The sequence below is a fragment of the Daejeonella sp. H1SJ63 genome, from assembly GCF_029360775.1.
Taxonomy (GTDB): domain Bacteria; phylum Bacteroidota; class Bacteroidia; order Sphingobacteriales; family Sphingobacteriaceae; genus Daejeonella.
This window is the reverse complement of the sequence record NZ_JARKMZ010000028.1, coordinates 350,395-372,959: the sequence shown is the minus strand read 5'-3', so window position 1 is coordinate 372,959 and position 22,565 is coordinate 350,395. Positions and strand designations below refer to the sequence as shown.

Sequence of the window (22,565 nt, the reverse complement as noted above, 5' to 3'; positions counted from 1 at the left end):
TGTTTAGATTAATTATTCAGTGAAGCTCTTACTTCTTTTACAGTCTCAGGTTTAATTGGAATTGCATGATTTGAGCCCAGAGAACGAACATAGCCTAAAATCTCAAGCATATCTTCGTCTTTAAGAAATGCAAATGATGGCATTTGGGCCTCATAATTCACTCCGTTGATTGTTGCCGGCCCGGATGAACCGGTCAACACTTTCCTGATTAAAACCTTCGGATTTATAACTACTGTTTGCGAACCCTGTAATGGAGGAAACACGCCCTTTACTCCCATACCATCATCTTTGTGACATGAAGCACAATATTGCTGATAAAGTGCCGCCGGTTTAGATCCCGGAGGCATAGAGGAAAGGGAATTCTGAGGATCAGATTTACTAAGTTTTGAAATCTTAATAATCCTATCATCTTCAGGCATTGGAAAACCTGCAACAGGATTCCAGTCGCGGTTACTGGTAGAAATATAAATATCTCCTGCAGGAGAAACACACAGGTCGCGGACGCGGCCGAATTTATTCTCAAAAAATATGCTTTCACTCAGAATCTGCTTCCCGTCGGCAGAAAGTTTCAAAGACCTTAAACTTTTCCCTTTTAATGTTACAAGAAGCAAGGAGTTTTTCATTTCCGGAATCTTATCTGAAGCGTAATAATCAAGCCCGGCAGGACCAATTGTCGGAGTCCATGCTTTCAATGGATCCACAGTCTGATGCAGCCCTTTAAAACTGCTTTCTTCAACACTTTCAGCAAAACCCTGAACTGTTGGCCAGCCATAGTTTCTGGTTTTTTGAATCAGATTGATTTCATCATCATTTGCATCACCATGCTCAGATGTATATAAAAGTCCGCTTTTAGAAAAAACCATGCCCTGAATATTACGGAACCCCCATGCCCAAACCAGATTACCCTTCATCGGATTATCAGCCGGCACAGAACCATCAATATTCATCCTCAGGATTTTACCGTTGGGAGTTTGCGGATTCTGAGAATCCGTTAAACTAAGTGCATCGCCGGTTGCCCAATACAAAATACCTTCATGCACTGTCAGCCTGGATCCGTTATGCCCGTTTGCAGCAGGTATCTCCATCAAAGTTTTAGCATTGATCAGAGTATCCTTCTGCCAGGTATACCGAACCAGCCGGGTCATATATTTCTTGTCCTTTTGTATAGTGTAATTAAGAAACACATATGGATTTTTCTTCATATCAGAATGTAAAGCCATTCCAAGCAACCCGGTTGTTCTTAAATACCAAACATCATCCAGCTTGAGCAGCGTATCTTTTTTACCATTCAGTGGATCAACCCTGCATACATATCCTTTTTGTTCTGTCAGCCAGATTTTCTGATCCGGGCCCCAGACAATTTCCCAGGGTATATTTAATCCGGACGCCACAACTGTATACTGTGTCCCCCCCTGTAAATTATCGGTTGTCTGCACCGATAAAGACGGATCAGGTTTCAACCATATAAAATACAGGAATGAGATCGCCAGAAAGATATTCAAATAAAAATATTTCATGTATTTTCGGAATAAAGAAAAACTAATTAAGATAAAACAAACTATATATTAAACTTTAAATTGATAATTCTTGCCTTTACCATAAACAAGATTAATATAGGGTTAATTATTATAAAAATTAACAATTATCCGTCCCGGAATGCTCAACTTTACGAATTACAATCTTACCTTTAATTGTAAAATTGAATCAGAATTAAACTAAACTGAAATGGAAATTAATTTCTTAACCGTAGGGATTGTATTGGTAATTGCTATTGCACTGATTGTATTTATAATCCGCCGTAATAACAAGGATGAAAAGACCTTTGAAGAAGATATGAATAAAGAAAGCACTGTACCTGAGGCTAAAAAAGGCAAGGATGAAAGCATCTGACAAATTAATTTACCTGCTCAGAGAACCAGATGGAGTATAATTTGATGAGCGAATAGTTCATTCTTTTCTCCAGGTCCTGAATTCTGGATTTTTCAAATGAATCTCCTCTGCTTTTTCTGTAATTTTCCTGATCACAGCATCAAGTTCATTGGCAGACTCAAGCACATAGCCAAATAACTCTTCTCTCAAATCATCTTCCGGCGAAGTTGATTTGATCAGATTGATCAATCCCATAAGTTTTGAAACCGGTGCCCGCACAATATGCGAGTGCATCCACGAAATTTCGTTGAGTTTTAAATTCTGCTCCTCAATGGCTTTTATGTAATTAACCCGCTCAGTAATATTATGGGCAAGTATTAATTTCACATCACGTCCCTGATGACGGATTATATTGTTTTTGATCTCAACAATAAGAATTGAGCCATCTTTCCTCAAATGTCTGAATTTGCTATCGAAACCCATCTCACGATGCTCTTTTGCCCATTTTATTGATTCTTTCAATAATGGAATATCCTCCTTAGGACGGATATCCTTGATTGTCATAGATAAAAACTCTTCTCTGCTGTATCCATACTGGTCGACAGCAGCCTTGTTAACATCAAGGAATTTAAGTGTTTCAATATCATAAACCCACATTGGTTCAGGGTTCAAATGAAACAGGGTACTATATTGTTTTTCAGAATCTATGAGTGCATCATGTACGATTTTACGTTCAATTTCGGAACTAAGAACCTTTAAAAAAATTTCATCAAGTGCTGCAATTTTAAACGGGTCGTATTCATTAGCCCGCAATCCCAGCACAAAAACTCCGATAACTTCATCTTTAACTTTTATTGGAAAGCCATATGCTGTAACCAAACCTGCAATTCTGGCTGCATCATGACGCATAAATTCAGGGTTTTTATCAATATCAAAAAAAGTTTGATTTGTCCCTGTTTGAAATGTTTTTCCGGGAATTCCTTCTCCAGAGGCAAAACTTATAAAGTCAGTACTTTTATTATAAAATACATCCAGTTCCTTACTGATAGTAGCTTTGGAAATTAAGTTTAATTTGGACTTATCCTCATTTAAAAGCCATATTTCAGAAATACTGAAGTTCCCAAAAGAAATGATCCTTTTAAGAAATTCATTTAATATTTCTTCAAGCGATGCCTCTAGATTACTAAAAGTGAGGCTAAGGTCAGCAATTAAGGATTTTTGTAGTTCTTTATTTTTTTCAATACTTATATCCTGGATTACTCCAATCATCCTCGTAATCTCATTATCTTCATTTCTTATCAGGATACCTTTGTCAGAAACATAAGCATAATCACCATTATTCTTTCTTAATTTATATTCGATCTTCCAGATTGATTCGAATCTCTTTGTTACTTCATTCAGATTACCAGTAACTCTTTGATAATCTGAATGATGGATATTTTTTTTCCAAAATTCATGACCGGAGTTTTCTTCCCCAACCTTATAACCAAACAGAGTTTGAAATCCTTGGCCCAAATGGATTTTGTCAGAAATAAGGTCCCAGTCCCAAATCGCATCAGAGGTTGCCTCCATTATATATTCATACCTAACCTCATTAAGAAGTAACTTCTCAAACTCAAGTTTCGATTCAGTGATATCTTGAACAGTTCCCTCAACAAGCACAAGCTTATTGTCGTGCATAACCCTGCTCCATCTTAGCTGAATCCACTTGAGTGTTCCATCATCAAGAACTATCCGGTGTATCGACTCGCTATCACCTTCACCCCTACTTTCTGAGTTCATCATTTTAACAACTTCATCCCTGTCATCAGGGTGGATGTGTTTAATGATATAATCAAAGTCAGGCTGATTTTTTTGTGGCTCAAGTTGCCAGATATTAAATATCTCGTCAGACCAGTAAAGCTTTTGAGTTTCATTATTAAGTTCAAAATAGCCTATATGTGCAATTTTTTGAGATGCCTGCAGTTTAGCTTCACTTTCTTTTAACCTTTGAAATGCATTATACTTTTCAGTGACATCGTTGTAGATTGCCATGATGTTTTTTTTGCCATTGTTATTAAGCGGATAAGCAGAGACATCTACTCGTATCAAATCACCATTCTTTTTACGATGTAAAAAAACTCCAAAATTCCTTACTTCATTTATAGAATGAATATTCTGATGTGCAGCCATCAATTTATGAATTTCCGTTTCAGGACGAAGATCCATCAAAGTCATACTCAGAAATTCTTCCCTGCTGTAACCATAATGTTTAATTGCAGTTTCATTTACATCTATTATCCTAAAACTCTCCAGTTCATAAATCCATTGAGGAAGAGGGCTAAACTGAAAAAGGTGCCGATATTTCTCTTCAGAGTCTTTAAGCACCTGAAGGCGCCTTTTCTTTTCAGTTATATCTACAATGGTTATTAATGCACCTATAACCCTGCCTGAGTAGTCAAAGGCAGGTTTATAATGCATTGATAATGTTACGACGCTATTATTGGATGATATAAACTCAGTTTCTGATTCAGCCACCTGTCCTGAAAATACTGATTTAAATATTTCCTGTATATGAACTTTCCTGTCTGGCCTTACCCTTTCAATGACATAATCACCGACATTTACATCTGTCTTGAAACAAATATTGTATAGTGCTCTGAACTGATTATTGAAAGATACAACTTTTAAGTTCCTATCAACAAATACGAAGGACTCCTCCATATTGTTAATCAAAAACTTGTAATCTGACTCCTCTGTATAACTATTAAGATGCAGATAAAGAACAATATCAGATACCTTGTTAAGTTCATCAATAATGGGAACCAGCTCTATTGTCCAATAAAGTTGAGAAAGGCCATTTCCCTGAACCTCCAAGCACTTAAGACAAGTGTACCCAAAGCTATCCGGCTTTTTGACTTTGATTACCCTGCTTATTATCTTCTTTAACTGAGCATAAAAATCATCACTAAATTCAAATTTGCTTGTCCTTAAAATATCTGACAATTTAGATCCGGAATTATTGAAGTCTGAGACCTCAAACTTAGACAGAAAGGCATCATTACATCCCAGAACAAAACAATCGGATCTTTCTGGCGACAAGATCGCAGCCGGAAGAGGAGAGGTCTTAAATATTTGAAAGAAACTCTTATCAGCAATCATCCTTAAATTTAAAAAATATAAATCGAAGAATCCATGATGAACTATTTCAAAATACCCTGATTTTGCGGCACCTTCAATATTATCTATTATAACCGAACAATAAGATAGATTTTAAGTATAACTACTTAAAGTATCGATAATGTATTCAGATGAAAGACATCAATAAAAACAATTATACCCCTAAATTCTTAAATGCTTTATTTTATATTTATAATGTGTTTGCCGAAAAATGAACATCCCTAATGGACCGACGCAAATTTATTAGAAGCCTTAAATCTGAAATAAAAGCTAATCCGGTTGTTTATCGAACCTCATCAGGATTAAGAAAATATTCGCCTATACTGGAGAATGCCGGGATTCACCATTTACTCAAGCGTACCTTATTTGGTGTCAACAAAAAAGATATAGACATGCTCAATGGCAAAGGTATTAATGAAGCTTTAGACTTATTGCTCACAGCAAGTCCGGAGCCTTTGCCACCTGTAAACAACTATAACGATTCCAATTTTACCGACCCTAATGTTCCTGCAGGACAAACCTGGGTTAAAGCTGTCTATGATGGAAATGCTAATGGCAGGAGAATAAGCTCTTTCAAATCATGGTGGACAGGTCTGATGCTGCACCAAGAGACCAGCATACACGAAAAAATGGTTCTCTTCTGGCATAATCACTTTGCCACTGAAACTGTAGACATCAATGATGCACGCTATATTTATAAGCATAATGCATTACTGAGAACGCATGCGCTGGGAAATTTCAAGCAGCTTGTAAAAGAAATCAGTCTTGATCCGGCTATGCTCAGGTACCTGAACGGCTATCTTAACAATAAAAACTCGCCTGATGAAAATTATGCCCGTGAGCTGCAGGAATTATTCACTTTAGGTAAAGGACCGAAGTCAAATTATACTGAATCAGACGTAAAAGCAGCAGCTAAAGTCCTTACCGGATATACTGTTAATGCTACAACAATATCATCTTCATTTGACCCAAACCGGCACGACACAAGTAATAAACAATTTTCATCCTTCTATAAGAATGCGGTAATCAACGGACAAACGGGCACCAATGGTGCTTTGGAAATGGATCAGCTGCTGAATATGATATTCCAGCAGGAAGAGGTTGCTCTTTATATATGCCGCCGGCTTTACAGGTTCTTCGTTTATTATGAAATCGATGAGGCTACTGAAACTAACGTAATTGCCCCTCTTGCCCAAACGTTCAGAAACAGCAATTATGAGATTAAACCGGTTCTCAGGGCATTATTCAGTAGTGAACACTTTTTTGATCCGCTGAACAGAGCTTGTATGATTAAAAGTCCGGTAGATTTCTGTGTTGGTTTATGTCGTGAATACAATATCCTGTTCCCCATTGCTACTGACTATGTCAATCAATATTATATGCATGATTACATCCGTACCCAGGCATCAAATATGCAGCAAAACTTAGGCGATCCGCCAAGTGTAGCAGGTTGGTCAGCGTATTATCAGGAACCTCAGTTCCACGAACTCTGGATAAATGCAGATACTTTACCAAGACGTAACCAGTTCAGCGATATCATGATTGGGAATGGATATACAAGGAACGGAAAAAAGATCAATATAGATATTCTGACTTTTGCCGACTCATTATCTGATCCTTCTGATCCGAACAAACTTATTAATGACAGTCTGTCAATTATTTATTCTATCGAAGTTACTCAATCAGTAAAAGATTTTCTGAAAAGTATTCTTCTTTCAGGCCAGAGTACAGATTCATACTGGACTGCAGCATGGCTTACTTATAAAAGCAATACCGGTATTGTGGTAAACAGAACCATAGTACTGACACGCCTGCAATCAATGTTTAAATATCTCATGAACCTTCCTGAATATCAGTTGTCATGAAAAGGAGAGATTTTATACGCAAAACGGCTCCTGCAGGAATTGTTTTTCCGGCACTGATCAATGGCTTTACTTTTAAGGCTTATGCAGAATCGCCGCTGGTTTCTGCGTTAACACAGGCTCCAACAGAAACTGACCATGTACTTGTTATTGTTCAGCTTAATGGTGGTAATGATGGGCTCAACATGGTGATTCCATTTGATCAGTACGATAATCTGGCGAATGCCCGATCGAACATTATCATTCCCAAAAACAAGATCCTGAAATTGAATGGAACCAGCTTTACCGGTTTACATCCATCCATGACAGGCTTACAAAAATTATTTAATGACGAAAAATTGCAGATTATTCAGTCTGTAGGTTATCCGCAGCCTAATTTCTCTCATTTCAGGGCAACAGATATCTGGATGACGGCATCAGATTCAAATCAGACACTTAATTCAGGTTGGGCTGGAAGGTATCTGAATGAAGAATACAGCAATTTCCCAATCGGCTATCCAAACAGTGTGATGCCCGACCCACTGGCTATACAAATCGGATCATTCGTTTCACCTGCAATGCAGGGACCGGCCGTGAATATGGGTATGGCTATTTCAGATCCTGTAAACTTTTACAATCTGATAAACGGAATACAGGGAACTGCTCCCAATACACGCGGAGGTAAGGAGCTGACTTATATCCGACAAATTGCACAGCAAACACAACAATATGGCAATGTAATTAAAGCTGCTGCTGCAAAGGTTACCAAGCAGTCATCCTATCCTACAGGAAATAGTCTTGCCGACCAGTTAAAGATTGTTGCCCGCCTGATTGCAGGAGGCCTGAAGACAAGAATTTATATGGTAAGTATTGGAGGGTTTGATACACACTCCCTTCAGGTGAATGCCAATGCCACTGAAACCGGCAATCATGCAAACCTCTTGCAAAGAGTATCTGAGGGAATAAAGGCCTTTATGGATGATTTAAAATTTTTGAACTCTGAAAAAAGAGTCATTGGAATGACTTTCTCAGAATTTGGGAGAAGGATTAAATCAAACTCAAGCGGAGGCACAGATCATGGTGCTGCAGCTCCACTATTTGTGTTTGGGCACTATGCACAAAATGATGTACTGGGTGCAAGTCCGGTTATCCCGATCACTACCGGAACATCAGATAATATTCCGATGCAGTACGATTTCCGGTCGGTATACGCCTCCATATTAAAGCAATGGTTCTGTGTTCCTGACACCACACTGGAAAATGTAATGCTGAAAAACTTTCAAAGTTTACAGGTAATCAAGAAAACTGCACCATGTATATCATCCAATCCGGAAATCATCAATGCCAATGCAGGCAAAAACATCATCAGCAATTATCCGAATCCATTCCAGACCTCTACTACCATTTCTTATGAAACTTTCGGAGGTCATGCTCTTATTCAGGTATTTAATACCGAAGGTAAACTGATCAAAACGCTGGTTGATATGGAAATGAATGCAGGCACACATAAGGTAACTTTCGAAAACGAGGGATATCTTCCGGGAGTTTATTATGCCCGTCTGCAAAACAATAATATACAGCAGATCAGAACTATGCTGCTGGTGAGGTAAATTACTGCCTGAAATTCTTAAAACTAAGCAATCACAATCAACAGAACTTATTCCTGACACAGATCATTTTTAATAGGATTTAAATTCCCTAATTTAGTCAGGTCATTCATAAGCAGAAATAGATTTAGAGCCTGCTAGATCCGGATGAGCAAATTCTTATATCTGACTAATCTTATGACCAGGGCCATCTTAAATAAATGTTCATTAATTATTTTCTTCAGCTTGCTTGGATTTATACCTGCGAATTTATGCGCTCAGACTGGTGATACACCCGAGGAGTTATTTGAAAAAGCAAGAAGGCTTGCATTTGATGATAAAAACTATACAGAAGCGATAAGCTTAAGTAAAAAAGCATTAATCAAGAGTCCTGATTATGCTGATATCAGAATCTTCCTAGGACGTTTATACAGCTGGACTAATAAGCCAGACAGTGCCCGCACTGAGTTCAAAAGGGTGATTGAAAAAAACAGGGAATACGAAGATGCGTACTTTGCTTATGGCTCACTGGAGTTCTGGAATGATGAATTTGAAACCGCTCTTGATATTATTTCAGCCGGACTCAAATACAATCAAAAATCAGAAGATTTACTATTACTGAAAGTGAAAGTTCTTAATTCGCTGGGACGCTTTGATGAATCAACTAATACTCTTAACAACCTGCTTAAAATAAATCCGGGATTAACAGAAGCCCGTGCTTTATCCGGACAATCGGGTGAACTTGGTGCAAATAACAAGATTGGCGTTGGATACAGTTATGTTTATTTCGATAAGCAATTCGATGATCCCTGGCATATGGCTAACATCGAATATAGCCGTCAGACCAAAGCAGCATCAATAACCGGAAGAATCAATCTTGCTAACAGATTTAATACAGGAGGAACACAATACGAACTTGATTTTTACCCTCGCATATCCAACACCCTATATGCTTACCTGAGCGGTGGCTACTCTTCAAATACAGAGGTTTTTCCTGAATACAGAGCAGGTTTTTCGCTCTATGCCAATCTTCCGTCCGCATTTGAAGCGGAAGGTGGATTCAGGGTATTAAGTTATGATGATCAGACCTGGGTATATACTGCCGCTGTTGGCAAGTACTACAAGAATTTCTGGTTTAACATCAGAAGTTATATCACCCCCTCAAACAGCTCTGTATCACAATCGGGTTCCTTGAATATTCGTTATTATTTTGGCGGAGCCGACGACTATCTGACAATAGGTGCAGGCAAGGGAATCTCTCCTGACAACCCAAGAAATAACCTTTTGTTTAACAATGGGAATACCTACCGTCTTAAATCAAGTAATTTATCTCTGGGATACAGAAGATCAATCGGTACTTCAAATATCATTCATTTAAGAGCATCTCTTGAAAATCAGGAATATTTGAAAGATACCAAAGGCAATCAGTTTGAATTTGGCATTTCCTATATGATCCGCTTTTAATATGATCAAAAAACTTCTGTACGGTATAATCATCATTACTTTCCTGCCCTTGATTTTATTTCTTGTATGGTTTTTAACACCTGAGACTAAACTCATTGCTGTAATTGTTGACAAGAGCACTTTAACTAATGCCGGGCAGGAACATATTTCACTGAATTGGGTGCTTAATCATGAACGCTTCACAAACAACAAGGATCAATCCTATCAGGTCAGTAGTGATTACTATGGCTTTTTCCCCTTAGATGATGAAAAGTTCAACATCAGCGGACTCGAGCAATTTTCTTCAGACAAGCTAAAAGAATTGAGTAAGAATTCTGATCTGTTTTACATTACCGATACATATGGTATTTATTATAATGATTGGTACAGGCAAAAGGATAAGATGAAACAATCTAAAATGCTGTATGGAGGCTTAAGTGCCAATGATGTACAAATGGCAGGTTTGATGAAGGAACAAAAGAAACTGATCATTGCTGAATTCAATACCATAGGCTCTCCAACAGCAGAGGAGGAAAGAAAAAAGTTTGAAGAAATATTTCATTTTAAATGGACAGGCTGGACGGTTAAACATTTTGAGAGTCTGGATACCACTGCAAATGGCGATCTGCCGCATTGGCTCATCAATAATTACAAAAAGCAAAACAACAATCAATGGCCTTTCAAAAAAGCAGGTGTAATCTTCGTGCACAGTGATGAAAGTTTAGTCATTCTGGAAGATAGCACCCATCTGTCGAATCCAATGCCACAAATTCTTAGCAATCAGGAAGGACGTACAAAACTTGAGCTCCCCGAAAATGTAAAATACCCTTTCTGGTTCGATATCATCACTTTTGACGAAAATGTGAACAAATCTGCTGCTGATTTCAAAATCAGCACCAACCAGAAAGGGCTTTCTGAATTAAAAAAACATGGAATTCCTGCAACTTTCCCGGCAATCACCTATCATGATGAAGATGATTATCAATTCTATTATTTCTCTGGTGATTTTTGCGATAACCCTATATCACTGAACACTTCTTATTTTAAAGGAATAGGCAATTTCAAGTGGCTGTTCTATGATTCCAGAAATCCGATGGAAAGAGCCAGTTTTTTCTGGAATTTTTATCGGCCAATGATGACAAATATTCTCATTAAATATACTCAAAACAGGATATCAGCCAAAAGATCTCATTAAAGGTAACTATCGGGAATACAAACTCAAATTCAGGAATTAGTAAGATATGGCTTATTTCTTCTTTGGAGTAGAGAACCCTGCCCTGGTCATTTCACCCCATGATGATTTTTTTCTTAGCAAATCAATATTACCCATAATCGCATGCCATACACCAAAAGAATGAAGAATTAATGGTTCTATCAGAGTTGCCAGCAACAATTTCAATGTATCTTTCCGGTCTTTATACTGATTATAAGTACGAACCTCCATAAGGATACCAAATACAGAATATAATACCCCAAAAGAGTAAACCATTAACAACAATGAAAGCGCAAATTTAACATTGACCTCCCCAAATAAAATAAAGAGATTGAAGTAAATAAATCCAACAAACTCAATGATGGGCGCCAGAAATTCAAATGCAAACCAGTAAGGATAACTCAGCATACCCATCAAATGGTATTTAGGGTTAAAAAACATCACCTTATGCATTTTTAAAGTTTCTATAGTCCCACGCGTCCAGCGATTTCTCTGTCTGCCAAGAATTTGAAATGTTGAGGGGGCCTCTGTCCAGCAAAGAGGATCAGGAATAAAAGACACACGATATGGAATTCGGTTTTCTTCCATATAACGCCTCATTCTTACCACCAGCTCCATATCTTCACCCACTGTTTTATGATTGTATCCTCCACATTTAATTGCAATCTCTTTGTCAAAAGCACCAAATGCTCCTGAAATAAGCATCAGACCTCCCAAACGACTCCATGCCATTCTGCCGAGAAGAAATGCACGAATATATTCCAGAGTTTGTAACCTTGGCAATAATTGCTTTGGGAGATGAACCTTTACCAGCCTGCCATCAACCACTTCACAGCTATTGGCAATTCTTACCACTCCGCCTGTTGCAATCACTCTGAATTTATTGGTCTCAAGGAAGGGCTTTACAAGTTTGAGAATTGCATCCTGTTCCAGAATACAATCCACATCTATACAAACAATATAATCATTTCTGGAAACATTGATTCCGACATTTAAAGCATCCGCCTTACCCCCGTTTTCTTTATCCACTACCAAAAGCTTACTGTAGATACTATTCCTGCTTTTGTACACACCCCGAACGCTTTTGGTTGGAATCTGCTCATTGACGAAAAACTCTGCTTTATAAAGCTCATAGGAATTAATGAGTTTCTCCAGAGAGTCATCCTTGCTCCCATCATTAACAATAATAATCTCCAGGTTACTGTAATAAATTGACATAAGAGAGCGTACATTCTCAATAATATTTGCCCCCTCATTATATGCAGGTGCTATGATACTGATCTTCGGCGCTTCGGCTGAGTTTGCCAGCAGACGATAATTGGTAAAACTATTTTTGCGGAGGTATTTTTTTAATTCACCAATAGAATACAAACCAATAAAAATATACCCGCACATCAAAAACAGTGAATAACCCAGAAACAGTGAGCTTATCGCAACGTTAAATATATCCTGCAGACTCATTTTGACTCCTCCTTTATCTGAGCAATAATCTGGCTAAGGGGCTCAGCATTAACATTTGGATGTGACTCCAGCATGTCCATACCATACGGGCCAAGCGAGGCAATTGCTTTGGCTGCATTTATCTTAATTTCATTGTTTTCATCATTAAGCAGATTCATCAAAAATGGTATATCTTCATCAGAACTAACAAAAGACATTACAAAAAGAATCAGAATCTGATTCTTACCTGTTTCACCCGGATATAGTGAAATCAATATTGGAGCTGTCTGTGGATTAGGCAATTCTTTCAGTACCAGAATCGCCTGTCTTCTAACCTCCTGGTTTTTATGTTTAAGGCATTCCAGAATCTGATCATAAAGTTCAAAACGGTAATAGGTACGAACAAGCTTAAGGGCAAAAATTACCACAGTATCGTTCACTGACTTAAGCCAGATTTCAATACCCGTAAAATGTTCGTCTGGCAAATGAGAAAGTTCATCAAGAAGCTTGATTTGCTGCCATTCAGTAATCGGATAAGTTGCCGTGTCAAGAAAACGAAGTCCCTCAAATCCATCAAACTTGATCATTGCATTTTGAGACTCAACCCTAATTAAACCTCTTTTATTATTGGCAAAACGAAAAACATGATCTCTGAATTCTTTCAATTCAAGTACTCCTATAGCTTGTATCGCCATCGCATTCAAATACCATGACTTACTTTGCAGCATTTTATCAATGCCCTTATCCAATTCCAGCAGACGGTACAGATTGGTTAAATTCTCTCCTGCCTCACCTGAAACATCACTTTTGGCATAAAGAATTTTTTTCATCAAACGAAATCTGAATTTCTTATTCTTCAAAAGTCTTTTCAGCCTGTCAGGTATATTCAGTTTTTCAGACTCAGGAACAGATAATGCATCGGTATCATTTGAAGTGCTCTCATCAAAAAAAATAGCATCCCTTATGGTATGATCTGCAATAAAATCCCAGCGTTTATACTTAGCCTCTGTATCTCTTATTAATCTTTGATAAATAAGAATGTATACAGCTAAAATAAAAATCAGAATAGCAAAAAATGCAGCTCCCAGAAGAGGCAGATTAAACCCCGGCAAAAAATTATGAATATATTGTTCGAGGTAACTAATCAAGACACAAGATTGAGATTTCTTATTTAAAGCGGCTTACACGAACAGAAAGTTCATTCGGACTAAATGGTTTTGTTATATAATCGTCGGCACCCAATCGAAAAGCTTCCAATATCACACTTTCCTGTCCCATTCCTGAAAGTATAATCACCTTAATTTTATCTCCGAATTTTTGTTTTACTGATCCAACAATCTCCAGACCTGTTGAATAAGGCATCATAATATCTGTTATAACTAAATCAGGGAGGTCATTTTCAATGATTTCAAGTGCCTGTCTGCCATCTTTCGCCAGCAAAATCTGATGCCCATCTCTCTTCAAACGAAACTCGAGAGTCTTCAGCATCAATTCATCATCTTCAGCAATTAAAATTTTCATTCGGGGTAGATTAATCTAATAGTCTGATCATTTAAAAAATGACCAAGCAATTTACAAAAATACATTTATTTGAAGATTAAGTTAACCGGTTCGCTTCTTAAGCCCCAAAAAACATACTTAAATTAATCCCTTAAACTAAGTATATTTACTCAATTATTTACTGCAAACTGAAAATGAAAGATTTTTCAAGAAACGAATATGAAAGGTTATTAAGTCTGTCTAATCTTGAGATTGATTACAGTGAACTCGAATCTGAATTTGGAGTTCTTACTGAAATGGCTTCAAAGATTACGAACATGGATGTAACCTTAATTAACTTGGTGGATTCTCTTACCCAATGGACGGTAGCACGGCACGGATTTCAGATTTCCTCTATGCCCAGAGAAGAGTGTATCTGCCACTATACTATTGCAGGAACCGATTACTTCGAAGTTGAGGATCTGACTGCAGACGACCGATTCAAAAATATGACTTATGTACGTAATGCACCTCACTTAAGATATTATTTTGGAATTCCGCTGGTACTAAGTGAGGGTGTAAATATTGGCACTATTTGTGTAATGGACCGGGAAAACAAGAAGCTAAGTCCTGAAAAAATTGAGCTTTTCAAGTTAATTGGCAAAGAGCTTACCAATAAGTTTAAAGCATTTCATACTATCAATATCCTGCAGCACGACCTTTCAGATGCTATTAAAATGCAGAGAAAGATTACCCATAATCTGAGAGATCCTTTAGCGGGAATCATTGGAATATCTGATCTTATTATTGATGAAAATGAAACACATACTGATGATGAAATCAATGAATTTGTCAATCTGATCAATAGCAGCAGTAAATCAATTCTTGAGATCGCAGACTCTGTATTTGCTGAACTCAACAATAATCAGCTGGAACATTATAGCACTTTTAATCTGCAAACTTTAGCCGAACGTATCAGTCAGCATTTCATGCCTTTAGCAAAAGGAAAAGAAATAACACTAAATCTTAAAGTAAATCCCGACAAACATCATATCCCTTTTTCAAGAAAAAAAATCCTTCAAACCATTGTTACCCCGGTTTCAAGTGTAATAAAACTCAGCCGCTCAGGTACTGAAATTACAATTGATCTCGACCTCAGTGTTAAACCGGATGGTAATATTCTTCATATTTCGGTGAATAGTAAAACTCCAAAAGAAACGCATGCTATGCCTGGTAGTTCTTTGTTAAATTTAACAAAAGAGTTAGTAGAAAATATGAATGGTGAATTTGAGTACCGGCAAAATCAGGAAGAGGGTCTAACTTACCGGATTAGCCTGCCACAAGCCAACTGACCTTAGTAAATCATTACCTCATCAGTCATTATCCAGGATTTACGATCAGTTCTGAAACGCCATTCGGGAAGTGACGGCTGATTGACAGCAGTAACTTTGACATAACGTGTCTTTGTTTTTCTGAAATCAAGATCAAAAGTCCTGATTGACTCCTGAGCACTTTCAACCGGCCCAGGAATATTCATAACAGCCACCTGCCTGAATTTCTTCCCATCATCAGACACTTCAATAAGGATTGAAACAGGCAAAAAAGTATAAAAACGTTGATTTTCCGGAAACGACATCCTGACTCTGCTTATTTTTGTTAATTCCTGCAGATCTATAAGTACTTCCATATTATCACCATACCATCCAAGCCAGTTGAACTGAAAATCTTTTGCACCCGCAGTCCCATCCACTAAAGTTTCCGGTCCCTTGCCGCTAAAATCATTCTGATTCGCGGTAATCAGTTTAACCGGTTTATGCAATGCTTTATGCAGATCCGGACCGAATTTAAATATCTCTTCCCATTCTGACTGATATTGATCAGGGGTTAAGCCCGATTCATTCAGTTGTTTAATACCATATTGCTTAAGAAGAGCAATAAATTTTTCAAGACGATCTCTTATATCCTGATTAACAAGCCATTTTTTACCATCAAGACTAAATACTCCATAATCATCTATTCCATAGAATTTTGCCTGTTGAAGAATAGCAAAATGTAGCGGAAGACTTATGATTTGTACTCTTTTGTACAAATGCTGTTCATTTCTAACGACTTCAGAGGCCCTCTCCAGTATTTCAAGATAATTCCTGAGATTGCTTTTTTTAAGGTAAGTATTAAAAGGTGTCACCGGATTATCGTAAATATCCATCCGTTTCCATGATTTACCTGCATTTTGATGAATCAGGTTCAGATATTCCTTAACATGATTTGAGGCCTTCCCGTAATAAGCATCCAGAAACTCTTCCTTTATTGCTTCAGTATCCGTTTGAGGATCCCAGAGTAATTTAGCCAGAATATAAGTCCTGAGCCCGGCAAGCTCGCCGGGCACTTCAACACTACCCTGAATAAATAAACCGGCAGGATTAAAGCTGCTGATATAGTTTAAATTAGGTTTGAGAGTATGCAAATTAGGAAACGGACTGAAATAATTAGAGAATTGAACTACATAATCCCAAACAATAATGTTTGAACCAAGGTTATACCAGGCTTCGTGCTCCTTTCTGAAAAGTTCAGATCTGGGATCATCCTGAACAGGTTTTGCGCGATTAATATCTATGGTTGAAAAAAGAATATTTACATTTTTTAAAGGCTTAATACCCACAGGAGGTTTGCGCGAGAATGTATAAGCCATTGTAGAAATAGTTTTATCCGGGAAGCGTTCGGCAAGCTTATTCACAAAACTCAGTAATGAGCCCTGGTAACTTTGAAATTTGTTGTTTAATAACGAACAATTGTCGCATTCGCATGCACCTGTATTATCATTCTGACTGACCGACCAGATCTGCATATCCGGTTCATTAAGCATCAGTTTCTGGAGATTATCACCAACAATTTTAAGTACATCGGGATTAGTTAGACACAATTGCATTGCTTTACGCCTACCATGAACAAGACTAAAATATTCAGGATGCGTGTCAAAGTATTCTGACGGAGAAAGAAGTTTAAAAAAAGTATGCCCCCATAGCCCCCACTGGTCTTCTATACGATTCAGTTTATGCCAGTCAAGATACTCCTGATCTGTTTCGGCATCATAATAATGAAGTGATCTGAATTTGAATTGAGGGTTCTGTAAATCAGAAATAGCTGGGATTAAAATCAATTCTTTCTTTGGAATAAACTTATAATCAGATGTATATTTCCGGCATCCAAGGTATTTTTCAAGAAAGGTATACACTCCGTATAATGTTCCCTTTTCTTTACCGCTGATCTGCAATTTATTCCCCAGGGTTTCAATTATAAAACCATCATTAATTACCCCTTCAAAGTTTGAACGTGAAGTCCGCTGAGTACTGCCCAAAAGAATTTCAAACGGACTTTCAGAATTACTGTCATCCTTGACCGGGATAAGTACACCCGACATTTCCCGGATATATTGCTGCAATACTTCAGCAGCTTTCAGATCAGATTTGCCGGCATTACCGGATACAATAATAGTATATAATGATTTTCCATTCTCAACAAGGGTTAATGAAAAGGAATTCATGGCACTCAGTAAGATTAACAAAAACAGGGAAATACCTTTAAGTATGTAACATGAATACGGTTTTATTTCGCCGCCCTTTAGCATATACGAAACTATGAAAATTCCTCTGTAACTCTTGTCGGTTATTTATAATACTCAGAAATATGAATCTGCGATTTACAATGGAAGTTGCATTTAAAATTTGCATTTCTTTATTGTACTGCTGCGATTTCTCGCTCTTCCTGAAATAGTAGAAAGACAGATACGGATCAGGTATATACATTATCCCAACTGGTATTTTACATCATAAATCAATCTCTAATGCCTGATGATAAAGCTCTAATGATAAACTGATTGTAAAAAAAATATGATGAAGACATATTTTGTTTTATATTGAGTTGTTTATTTACAACCTTTATTAAAATTTAAATAAAATAGTATGGCAGGTTTAGGCGGTCCGGAAATCATTCTGATTCTGGTAGTAGTATTATTAATGTTCGGAGGGAAAAAGCTTCCTGAATTAATGCGTGGATTAGGCAGAGGCATGAAAGAGTTCAAAGATGCCAAAGACGGTAAAAGCGAAAATGAAGAAAACAAACCGGCTCCTGTAGCAAATCAGAGCTGATAAAACGGACCTTAAATGGTCCGTTTTTGCTTCAGATAGTTTGATAAAACAGACCGTCCCACACATTTTGACCTCAAAAAAATAATCCGATACTCCCTCCTCATTTTCAGGTAAAATGTATTTTCAATTTGCCGAATTATATATTTACGTTTGCTGAATTCATTAATTATTCAGCACGTATTTCATGAAAAAAAGTATCCTTTTATTCCTGCTCATCTTTTCCATACTGCTTACCCGGGCACAGGAAGAAAAATCAGTCAGTACTAATCTCTCCTATAAAAAGGAGGTTCATAATCTAAGTACAGATAAGAAAGTCAGAACAGCCTTTGAGATTATTCAGGATCTGGAACCGGAAACCATGAAAGAGCTGATTGAACTTACAGAAATCCCTGCTCCCCCATTCATGGAACAAAAACGGGCTGAACATTTTAAAAAAATGCTTCAGGATGCAGGAATCGATTCAATCTGGATTGATGATGCAGGCAATGTAATGGCTCTGAGAAAAGGTAAGGGTAATGGTAAAACTGTACTCTTTGAAGCACACCTTGATACAGTTTTTCCGCTTGAAACCGATGTTAAGGTAAAATTCAAAGGAGATACGCTTGTAGCTCCGGGAATTGGAGATGATACCCGCGGACTGAACATGCTCCTTACTATCGTTAAGGCAATGAACAGGGCGCAGATCAATACCGAATCTGACATTTTATTTGCCGGAACGGTTGGCGAGGAAGGCCTGGGTGATCTGAGAGGTATCAAGCATATTTTCAATCAAAAAAATCTGAAAATAAACTCACACATTGCAATTGATGGCGGAAATATCGGCTATCTGGTTACAAAAGGTCTGGGTTCCATTCGTTATAAAATTACATTCAAAGGTCCGGGAGGGCATTCCTGGGGTGCATTCGGACTTGCCAATCCTCATCACGCAATGGCCAAGGCAATCGACTACTTCAGCACTGCGGCTACGGCCTATGTAAATGAGGGACCGAAAACTACCTTCAATGTTGGACGTATGGGTGGCGGAACTTCAGTAAACTCCATCCCTTTTGAAAGCTGGATTGAGGTGGATATGCGCTCCCTGAGCCCCCAAAAACTAAAAGGCATAGAGCAAATCCTTCTCAGGGAAATGAAAAGAGGCCTGGATGATTATAATAATGGAGTTAAAAAGGGTGAGAAACTGAGCCTTTCAGCTGAAAAAATTGGTGAAAGACCTTCTGGTGATCTCGGCGATGAACTCCCGCTGATCAAAAGAACAGCAGCCGTAATTGAACACTTTGGCTACAAAACTTCAGTTAGTGCCGGATCAACCAATTCCAATATTCCGATCTCGCTTGGAATTCCCAGCATCACCATCGGGCGCGGCGGTAAAGGCGGTGCAGCACATTCACTGGATGAATGGTGGGTCAATGAGAAAGGTGCAGAAGCTATTCAGTTTGGACTTTTACTGTTGGTAGCAGAGGCAGGGCTGAACTAGAATCCCGAGGAAAGTTTGAAAATAAAAATTTGCAGTCCTGTAAATCATTCAGAACACCATTTCCGGCTAAAAAGATGCACATACTTAATTACGCATGTGCATCTTTTTAGCCGGATCAGGAACGGATTCCTTTCTTAGTTCGTCCCCAGAATTTGAGAAGCATGGTTCTTTGTATCAATCTCGGTGATTACACGGTTAATGTATCCATCTTTATTAATGAGAAAAGTAGTACGGGTAGTGCTGAAAGCTTTAACACCATTTCTTTCCTTCTCTGTCCAGACGCCGTATTTTGTAACAATAGATTTATCTGTATCAGCCAGAAGCGAAAAAGGCAGATTGTTTTTTGCGATAAAATCCAGGTGCGAAGCCTCATCATCAACACTGACTCCAAGAATGGTATAACCATCCTTCTTTAAAGCTTGAAAATTATCACGAAGACTGCAGGCCTGTGCCGTACATCCTGAAGTATTATCCTTAGGATAGAAATAAAGTACCAGCTTTTTCCCCTTAAACTGCTTTAAGGTTACGGTCTTTCCGTTCTGATCTTTGGATACAAAATCAGGAGCTTTGTCTCCGGCCTTTAGTTTTGTTTGTGCCTGCATCACTCCAGGAGCGACAAAACAGAGCAAAAGAATTATTCTGAATAAGTTTTTCATATCACGTTTATTTTAGATAAAAATACAAAAAAGGCAGAGGAATTCATTTAAAACGTCATAATCTGTTTCTTATGAAAATCTCCTGACAAATCAATTAAAACGTTAATAAGTGTAAACCACCATATCCCCTGCTTCCACATCTATGGTATTGGCGTAAACCGAAGCAGGGACAATGCTGCCATCCTTCAGTACCCGCTTCAATGAATCATCTCCAAGTAAAGTTAAGCTCATCTTTTCCTTATAATCCATATTCACAATTACTATAAAACGCTGATTTTCATTTTCAAGTACAGATACCAATGCTGACTTACCGGCTGTTTCCAGCAAACGAAGTGGTTCAGGTAATTTAGTCAGGCGCATGGTACCCAATGGTATTTGCTTACCGGTATATTGCAGTAATCTGACCTTTGAACCGTAAAAAACACCCGAAAGATTTTTGATTTCCTGATTAAGTGTTTTGATATGATCGTAAACAGTAGATCTCTTTCCATCCAGGGTTATTGGTCCGCCTCGAAAATCTTCTGCCGGTGATACAGGCTGCCAATATGTAAAATATTGAAGTCCCTGAGCACCATAAGCCAGATTTGTAAACATCTGAACACGCATAGTAGCCAATGAAGGGTCTTCATGTAAGTTGTCGAACAAAATAGATTGAGCAAAACCCCAGAATGGCTTTCCGGCTTTTTTTGCTTCACCTGAAAATATTTCGAGATTCTGATGCCATTTAACATAAACTCCCTCGGCTGAGGTGAGCGGATAAGAGTCGAATGAAAGAAAATGAAGGGGAACTTCTTTGGCAAATCTGCTGACGTAATCTCTGTAATCTGCAGCACCTAACTGAGCCGGTGTGGCATAATTAGGAAACAGATTGACATAGCAAAAATGTTCAGGGTCTACAGCATTTACTTTTCTTGCCCAATTGCCAAGATCTGCAAAGCCCTCTACCGGAGGTTCATCTCTCAAAAAATATCCGGCCAGAGCGGGATGCTTCATAAAACGTTTAACGATGATCTCTGTTTGCGACTTCAGTTCCGGACAGCTGATCACAATCTTAATACCTGCCTGATGTGCTGCATCAAGTGTTTTCTGAACATCTTCAGGACTCCCTAAAAATGAGAAACTGATGTCAAAACCGGCTTCTTTCATTTCCTTATAACGGGCTACCGTAGCCTGATCCGGAGGAATACTGTACCATCCAAGAATTGGGATATGACCTTTGGATACAAGTTTCTCCTGTGCACGAACCGGGAATAAACTCCAGAATGTAAATACTAAAAATACTAATGGAGCAATTTTCTTTGTGATTCTGTTCATTTTAATTTTTAAAAACCCTCTGATTATATAATATTACAATTTAGAAAGTATTAGATCTAATTTGCCACATTTGAAATATAATTTTCTCATCAGTCTGTTGAACTGTATAAATTCGGAATCTCATTTTTTTTTCAAAAATTCATCATCAATATGCTTAGCTCTGTTAAATTTGATTTATGTATCTGCCCTTTCCCAATCTTTCTGATCTGATCTCACAATACTGTACAGATGAATTTAAAGGTATCGAACAATTATATCCGGATGAAGAACCCTTCATTGCCGGTACAGCAGCAAAAAGACAAATTGATTTCAGTACCGGACGCTTTTGTGCCAGAAAAGCATTAGAAAAATTTGGCCTTGGCAATGCAATTATCTTAATGAAGGAAGATAAACAAGCTGCATGGCCTGAAGGTTTTAGCGGATCAATCAGTCATTCAAAATATATGACCGGAGCTGTTGCAGCAAAAAACAGTGATATAATATCTGTAGGCTTAGACATTGAAACAATTGGTGGTATTGAAGCAGAAATGTGGGACATCTTATTCACCAATTCTGAGCAGGAGTTCCTTAGGTCGCTCAGCGAAGCAGACCAAAAGACTTATACCACCCTGTTATTTTCTGCAAAGGAAAGTTTTTATAAATTTCAGTTCCCCTTAACGGCAAGATTTCTGGAATTTAATGACGTAGAGATAAAAATTGCAGAAGAAAAAATATTACTCAGTATACAAAGCAAAGGTTACCCTGATTTATCACTGGAAAATGCTGAGATCGAATGGACTTTGGCACAGAATCAGCTTATTTCACTCTGCTATCTTAAAACCTGAATCAATTATTGAACTGATTCAGGATCTCATCCCTTTCCTGATTATCGTTCTATAATCAAAAATTTAAAAATTGATTAGCACAAATGAAATGCTTTTCTCATTTTTATAGAAATTGTTAATCA

17 protein-coding genes are annotated in these 22,565 nt (G+C 37.8%); 9 read left to right on the top strand and 8 right to left on the bottom strand.

The window, feature by feature from the left end:
- Window positions 1-8: 8 nt before the first annotated feature.
- On the bottom strand, window positions 9-1,517 hold the full coding sequence (locus P2W72_RS09510; RefSeq protein WP_276361409.1) for a PQQ-dependent sugar dehydrogenase: 1,509 nt from the start codon (window positions 1,515-1,517) through the stop codon (window positions 9-11).
- Window positions 1,518-1,725: 208 nt separating this feature from the next.
- Here P2W72_RS09510 and P2W72_RS09505 point away from each other — a divergent pair, with 208 nt between their 5' ends.
- Window positions 1,726-1,890: a hypothetical protein gene (locus tag P2W72_RS09505; protein ID WP_276361406.1), complete on the top strand. Its 165-nt coding sequence runs from the start codon at window positions 1,726-1,728 to the stop codon at window positions 1,888-1,890.
- A gap of 57 nt (window positions 1,891-1,947) precedes the next feature.
- On the opposite strand, the gene P2W72_RS09500 is transcribed toward P2W72_RS09505, so the two are convergent.
- Window positions 1,948-5,010, bottom strand: a complete 3,063-nt coding sequence (locus P2W72_RS09500) for a PAS domain S-box protein (RefSeq protein WP_276361403.1) — start codon at window positions 5,008-5,010, stop codon at window positions 1,948-1,950.
- A gap of 242 nt (window positions 5,011-5,252) precedes the next feature.
- Between P2W72_RS09500 and P2W72_RS09495 the strand changes: the two genes are divergently transcribed.
- From P2W72_RS09495 to P2W72_RS09480, 4 genes are all read left to right on the top strand, one after another.
- Window positions 5,253-6,893: a DUF1800 domain-containing protein gene (locus P2W72_RS09495; protein ID WP_276361401.1), complete on the top strand. Its 1,641-nt coding sequence runs from the start codon at window positions 5,253-5,255 to the stop codon at window positions 6,891-6,893.
- Window positions 6,890-8,479, top strand: coding sequence for a DUF1501 domain-containing protein (locus P2W72_RS09490; RefSeq protein ID WP_276361398.1), 1,590 nt, complete (start codon window positions 6,890-6,892; stop codon window positions 8,477-8,479). The genes P2W72_RS09495 and P2W72_RS09490 overlap by 4 nt, the downstream gene beginning before the upstream one ends.
- A gap of 144 nt (window positions 8,480-8,623) precedes the next feature.
- A complete protein-coding gene (locus P2W72_RS09485) occupies window positions 8,624-9,919 on the top strand; it encodes a YaiO family outer membrane beta-barrel protein (protein WP_276361394.1) in 1,296 nt (431 codons plus the stop codon).
- A 1-nt stretch (window position 9,920) separates the two neighbouring features.
- On the top strand, window positions 9,921-11,093 hold the full coding sequence (locus P2W72_RS09480) for a hypothetical protein (RefSeq protein WP_276361391.1): 1,173 nt from the start codon (window positions 9,921-9,923) through the stop codon (window positions 11,091-11,093).
- Between the two features lie 51 nt (window positions 11,094-11,144).
- On the opposite strand, the gene P2W72_RS09475 is transcribed toward P2W72_RS09480, so the two are convergent.
- The 3 genes from P2W72_RS09475 to P2W72_RS09465 are packed head-to-tail and all read right to left on the bottom strand — an operon-like array spanning window position 11,145 to window position 14,072.
- Window positions 11,145-12,572 (bottom strand): glycosyltransferase, encoded by a 1,428-nt coding sequence (locus P2W72_RS09475; protein ID WP_276361389.1) that lies wholly within the window; start codon window positions 12,570-12,572, stop codon window positions 11,145-11,147.
- Window positions 12,569-13,699 (bottom strand): HEAT repeat domain-containing protein, encoded by a 1,131-nt coding sequence (locus tag P2W72_RS09470; protein ID WP_276361386.1) that lies wholly within the window; start codon window positions 13,697-13,699, stop codon window positions 12,569-12,571. The genes P2W72_RS09475 and P2W72_RS09470 overlap by 4 nt, the downstream gene beginning before the upstream one ends.
- A gap of 19 nt (window positions 13,700-13,718) precedes the next feature.
- Window positions 13,719-14,072 carry a response regulator gene (locus P2W72_RS09465; protein WP_276361383.1) on the bottom strand — a complete coding sequence of 118 codons (354 nt, stop codon included), beginning with the start codon at window positions 14,070-14,072 and terminating at the stop codon, window positions 13,719-13,721.
- A gap of 173 nt (window positions 14,073-14,245) precedes the next feature.
- Between P2W72_RS09465 and P2W72_RS09460 the strand changes: the two genes are divergently transcribed.
- Window positions 14,246-15,382, top strand: a complete 1,137-nt coding sequence (locus P2W72_RS09460; protein WP_276361380.1) for a GAF domain-containing sensor histidine kinase — start codon at window positions 14,246-14,248, stop codon at window positions 15,380-15,382.
- 2 nt (window positions 15,383-15,384) lie between these two features.
- On the opposite strand, the gene P2W72_RS09455 is transcribed toward P2W72_RS09460, so the two are convergent.
- Window positions 15,385-17,571 carry a DUF4838 domain-containing protein gene (locus P2W72_RS09455; RefSeq protein WP_276361377.1) on the bottom strand — a complete coding sequence of 729 codons (2,187 nt, stop codon included), beginning with the start codon at window positions 17,569-17,571 and terminating at the stop codon, window positions 15,385-15,387.
- A 418-nt stretch (window positions 17,572-17,989) separates the two neighbouring features.
- On the opposite strand from P2W72_RS09455, the gene tatA reads away from it, so the two are divergent.
- Window positions 17,990-18,175 (top strand): twin-arginine translocase TatA/TatE family subunit, encoded by a 186-nt coding sequence (gene tatA, locus P2W72_RS09450; RefSeq protein WP_276361375.1) that lies wholly within the window; start codon window positions 17,990-17,992, stop codon window positions 18,173-18,175.
- A 184-nt stretch (window positions 18,176-18,359) separates the two neighbouring features.
- Window positions 18,360-19,649, top strand: coding sequence for a M20/M25/M40 family metallo-hydrolase (locus P2W72_RS09445; RefSeq protein ID WP_276361372.1), 1,290 nt, complete (start codon window positions 18,360-18,362; stop codon window positions 19,647-19,649).
- A 134-nt stretch (window positions 19,650-19,783) separates the two neighbouring features.
- Here the strand turns inward: P2W72_RS09445 and bcp are convergent, their stop codons facing one another.
- Window positions 19,784-20,305 carry a thioredoxin-dependent thiol peroxidase gene (gene bcp, locus P2W72_RS09440; RefSeq protein WP_346429770.1) on the bottom strand — a complete coding sequence of 174 codons (522 nt, stop codon included), beginning with the start codon at window positions 20,303-20,305 and terminating at the stop codon, window positions 19,784-19,786.
- Between the two features lie 102 nt (window positions 20,306-20,407).
- Window positions 20,408-21,619 (bottom strand): beta-galactosidase, encoded by a 1,212-nt coding sequence (locus tag P2W72_RS09435; RefSeq protein WP_276361369.1) that lies wholly within the window; start codon window positions 21,617-21,619, stop codon window positions 20,408-20,410.
- Window positions 21,620-21,795: 176 nt separating this feature from the next.
- Here P2W72_RS09435 and P2W72_RS09430 point away from each other — a divergent pair, with 176 nt between their 5' ends.
- Window positions 21,796-22,443 carry a 4'-phosphopantetheinyl transferase superfamily protein gene (locus tag P2W72_RS09430; RefSeq protein WP_276361366.1) on the top strand — a complete coding sequence of 216 codons (648 nt, stop codon included), beginning with the start codon at window positions 21,796-21,798 and terminating at the stop codon, window positions 22,441-22,443.
- Window positions 22,444-22,565 lie beyond the last annotated feature (122 nt).

Bases quoted from the DNA above. Each gene is read 5' to 3' on its own strand.
- P2W72_RS09430 (WP_276361366.1), top strand. From the start codon at position 21,796: ATGTATCTGCCCTTTCCCAATCTTTCTGATCTGATCTCACAATACTGT.
- P2W72_RS09495 (WP_276361401.1), top strand. From the start codon at position 5,253: ATGGACCGACGCAAATTTATTAGAAGCCTTAAATCTGAAATAAAAGCT.
- P2W72_RS09500 (WP_276361403.1), bottom strand. From the start codon at position 5,010: ATGATTGCTGATAAGAGTTTCTTTCAAATATTTAAGACCTCTCCTCTT.
- P2W72_RS09435 (WP_276361369.1), bottom strand. From the start codon at position 21,619: ATGAACAGAATCACAAAGAAAATTGCTCCATTAGTATTTTTAGTATTT.
- bcp (WP_346429770.1), bottom strand. From the start codon at position 20,305: ATGAAAAACTTATTCAGAATAATTCTTTTGCTCTGTTTTGTCGCTCCT.
- P2W72_RS09490 (WP_276361398.1), top strand. From the start codon at position 6,890: ATGAAAAGGAGAGATTTTATACGCAAAACGGCTCCTGCAGGAATTGTT.
- P2W72_RS09475 (WP_276361389.1), bottom strand. From the start codon at position 12,572: ATGAGTCTGCAGGATATATTTAACGTTGCGATAAGCTCACTGTTTCTG.
- P2W72_RS09460 (WP_276361380.1), top strand. From the start codon at position 14,246: ATGAAAGATTTTTCAAGAAACGAATATGAAAGGTTATTAAGTCTGTCT.
- P2W72_RS09485 (WP_276361394.1), top strand. From the start codon at position 8,624: ATGAGCAAATTCTTATATCTGACTAATCTTATGACCAGGGCCATCTTA.
- P2W72_RS09505 (WP_276361406.1), top strand. From the start codon at position 1,726: ATGGAAATTAATTTCTTAACCGTAGGGATTGTATTGGTAATTGCTATT.
- P2W72_RS09510 (WP_276361409.1), bottom strand. From the start codon at position 1,517: ATGAAATATTTTTATTTGAATATCTTTCTGGCGATCTCATTCCTGTAT.
- P2W72_RS09455 (WP_276361377.1), bottom strand. From the start codon at position 17,571: ATGAATTCCTTTTCATTAACCCTTGTTGAGAATGGAAAATCATTATAT.
- tatA (WP_276361375.1), top strand. From the start codon at position 17,990: ATGGCAGGTTTAGGCGGTCCGGAAATCATTCTGATTCTGGTAGTAGTA.
- P2W72_RS09480 (WP_276361391.1), top strand. From the start codon at position 9,921: ATGATCAAAAAACTTCTGTACGGTATAATCATCATTACTTTCCTGCCC.
- P2W72_RS09445 (WP_276361372.1), top strand. From the start codon at position 18,360: ATGAAAAAAAGTATCCTTTTATTCCTGCTCATCTTTTCCATACTGCTT.
- P2W72_RS09465 (WP_276361383.1), bottom strand. From the start codon at position 14,072: ATGAAAATTTTAATTGCTGAAGATGATGAATTGATGCTGAAGACTCTC.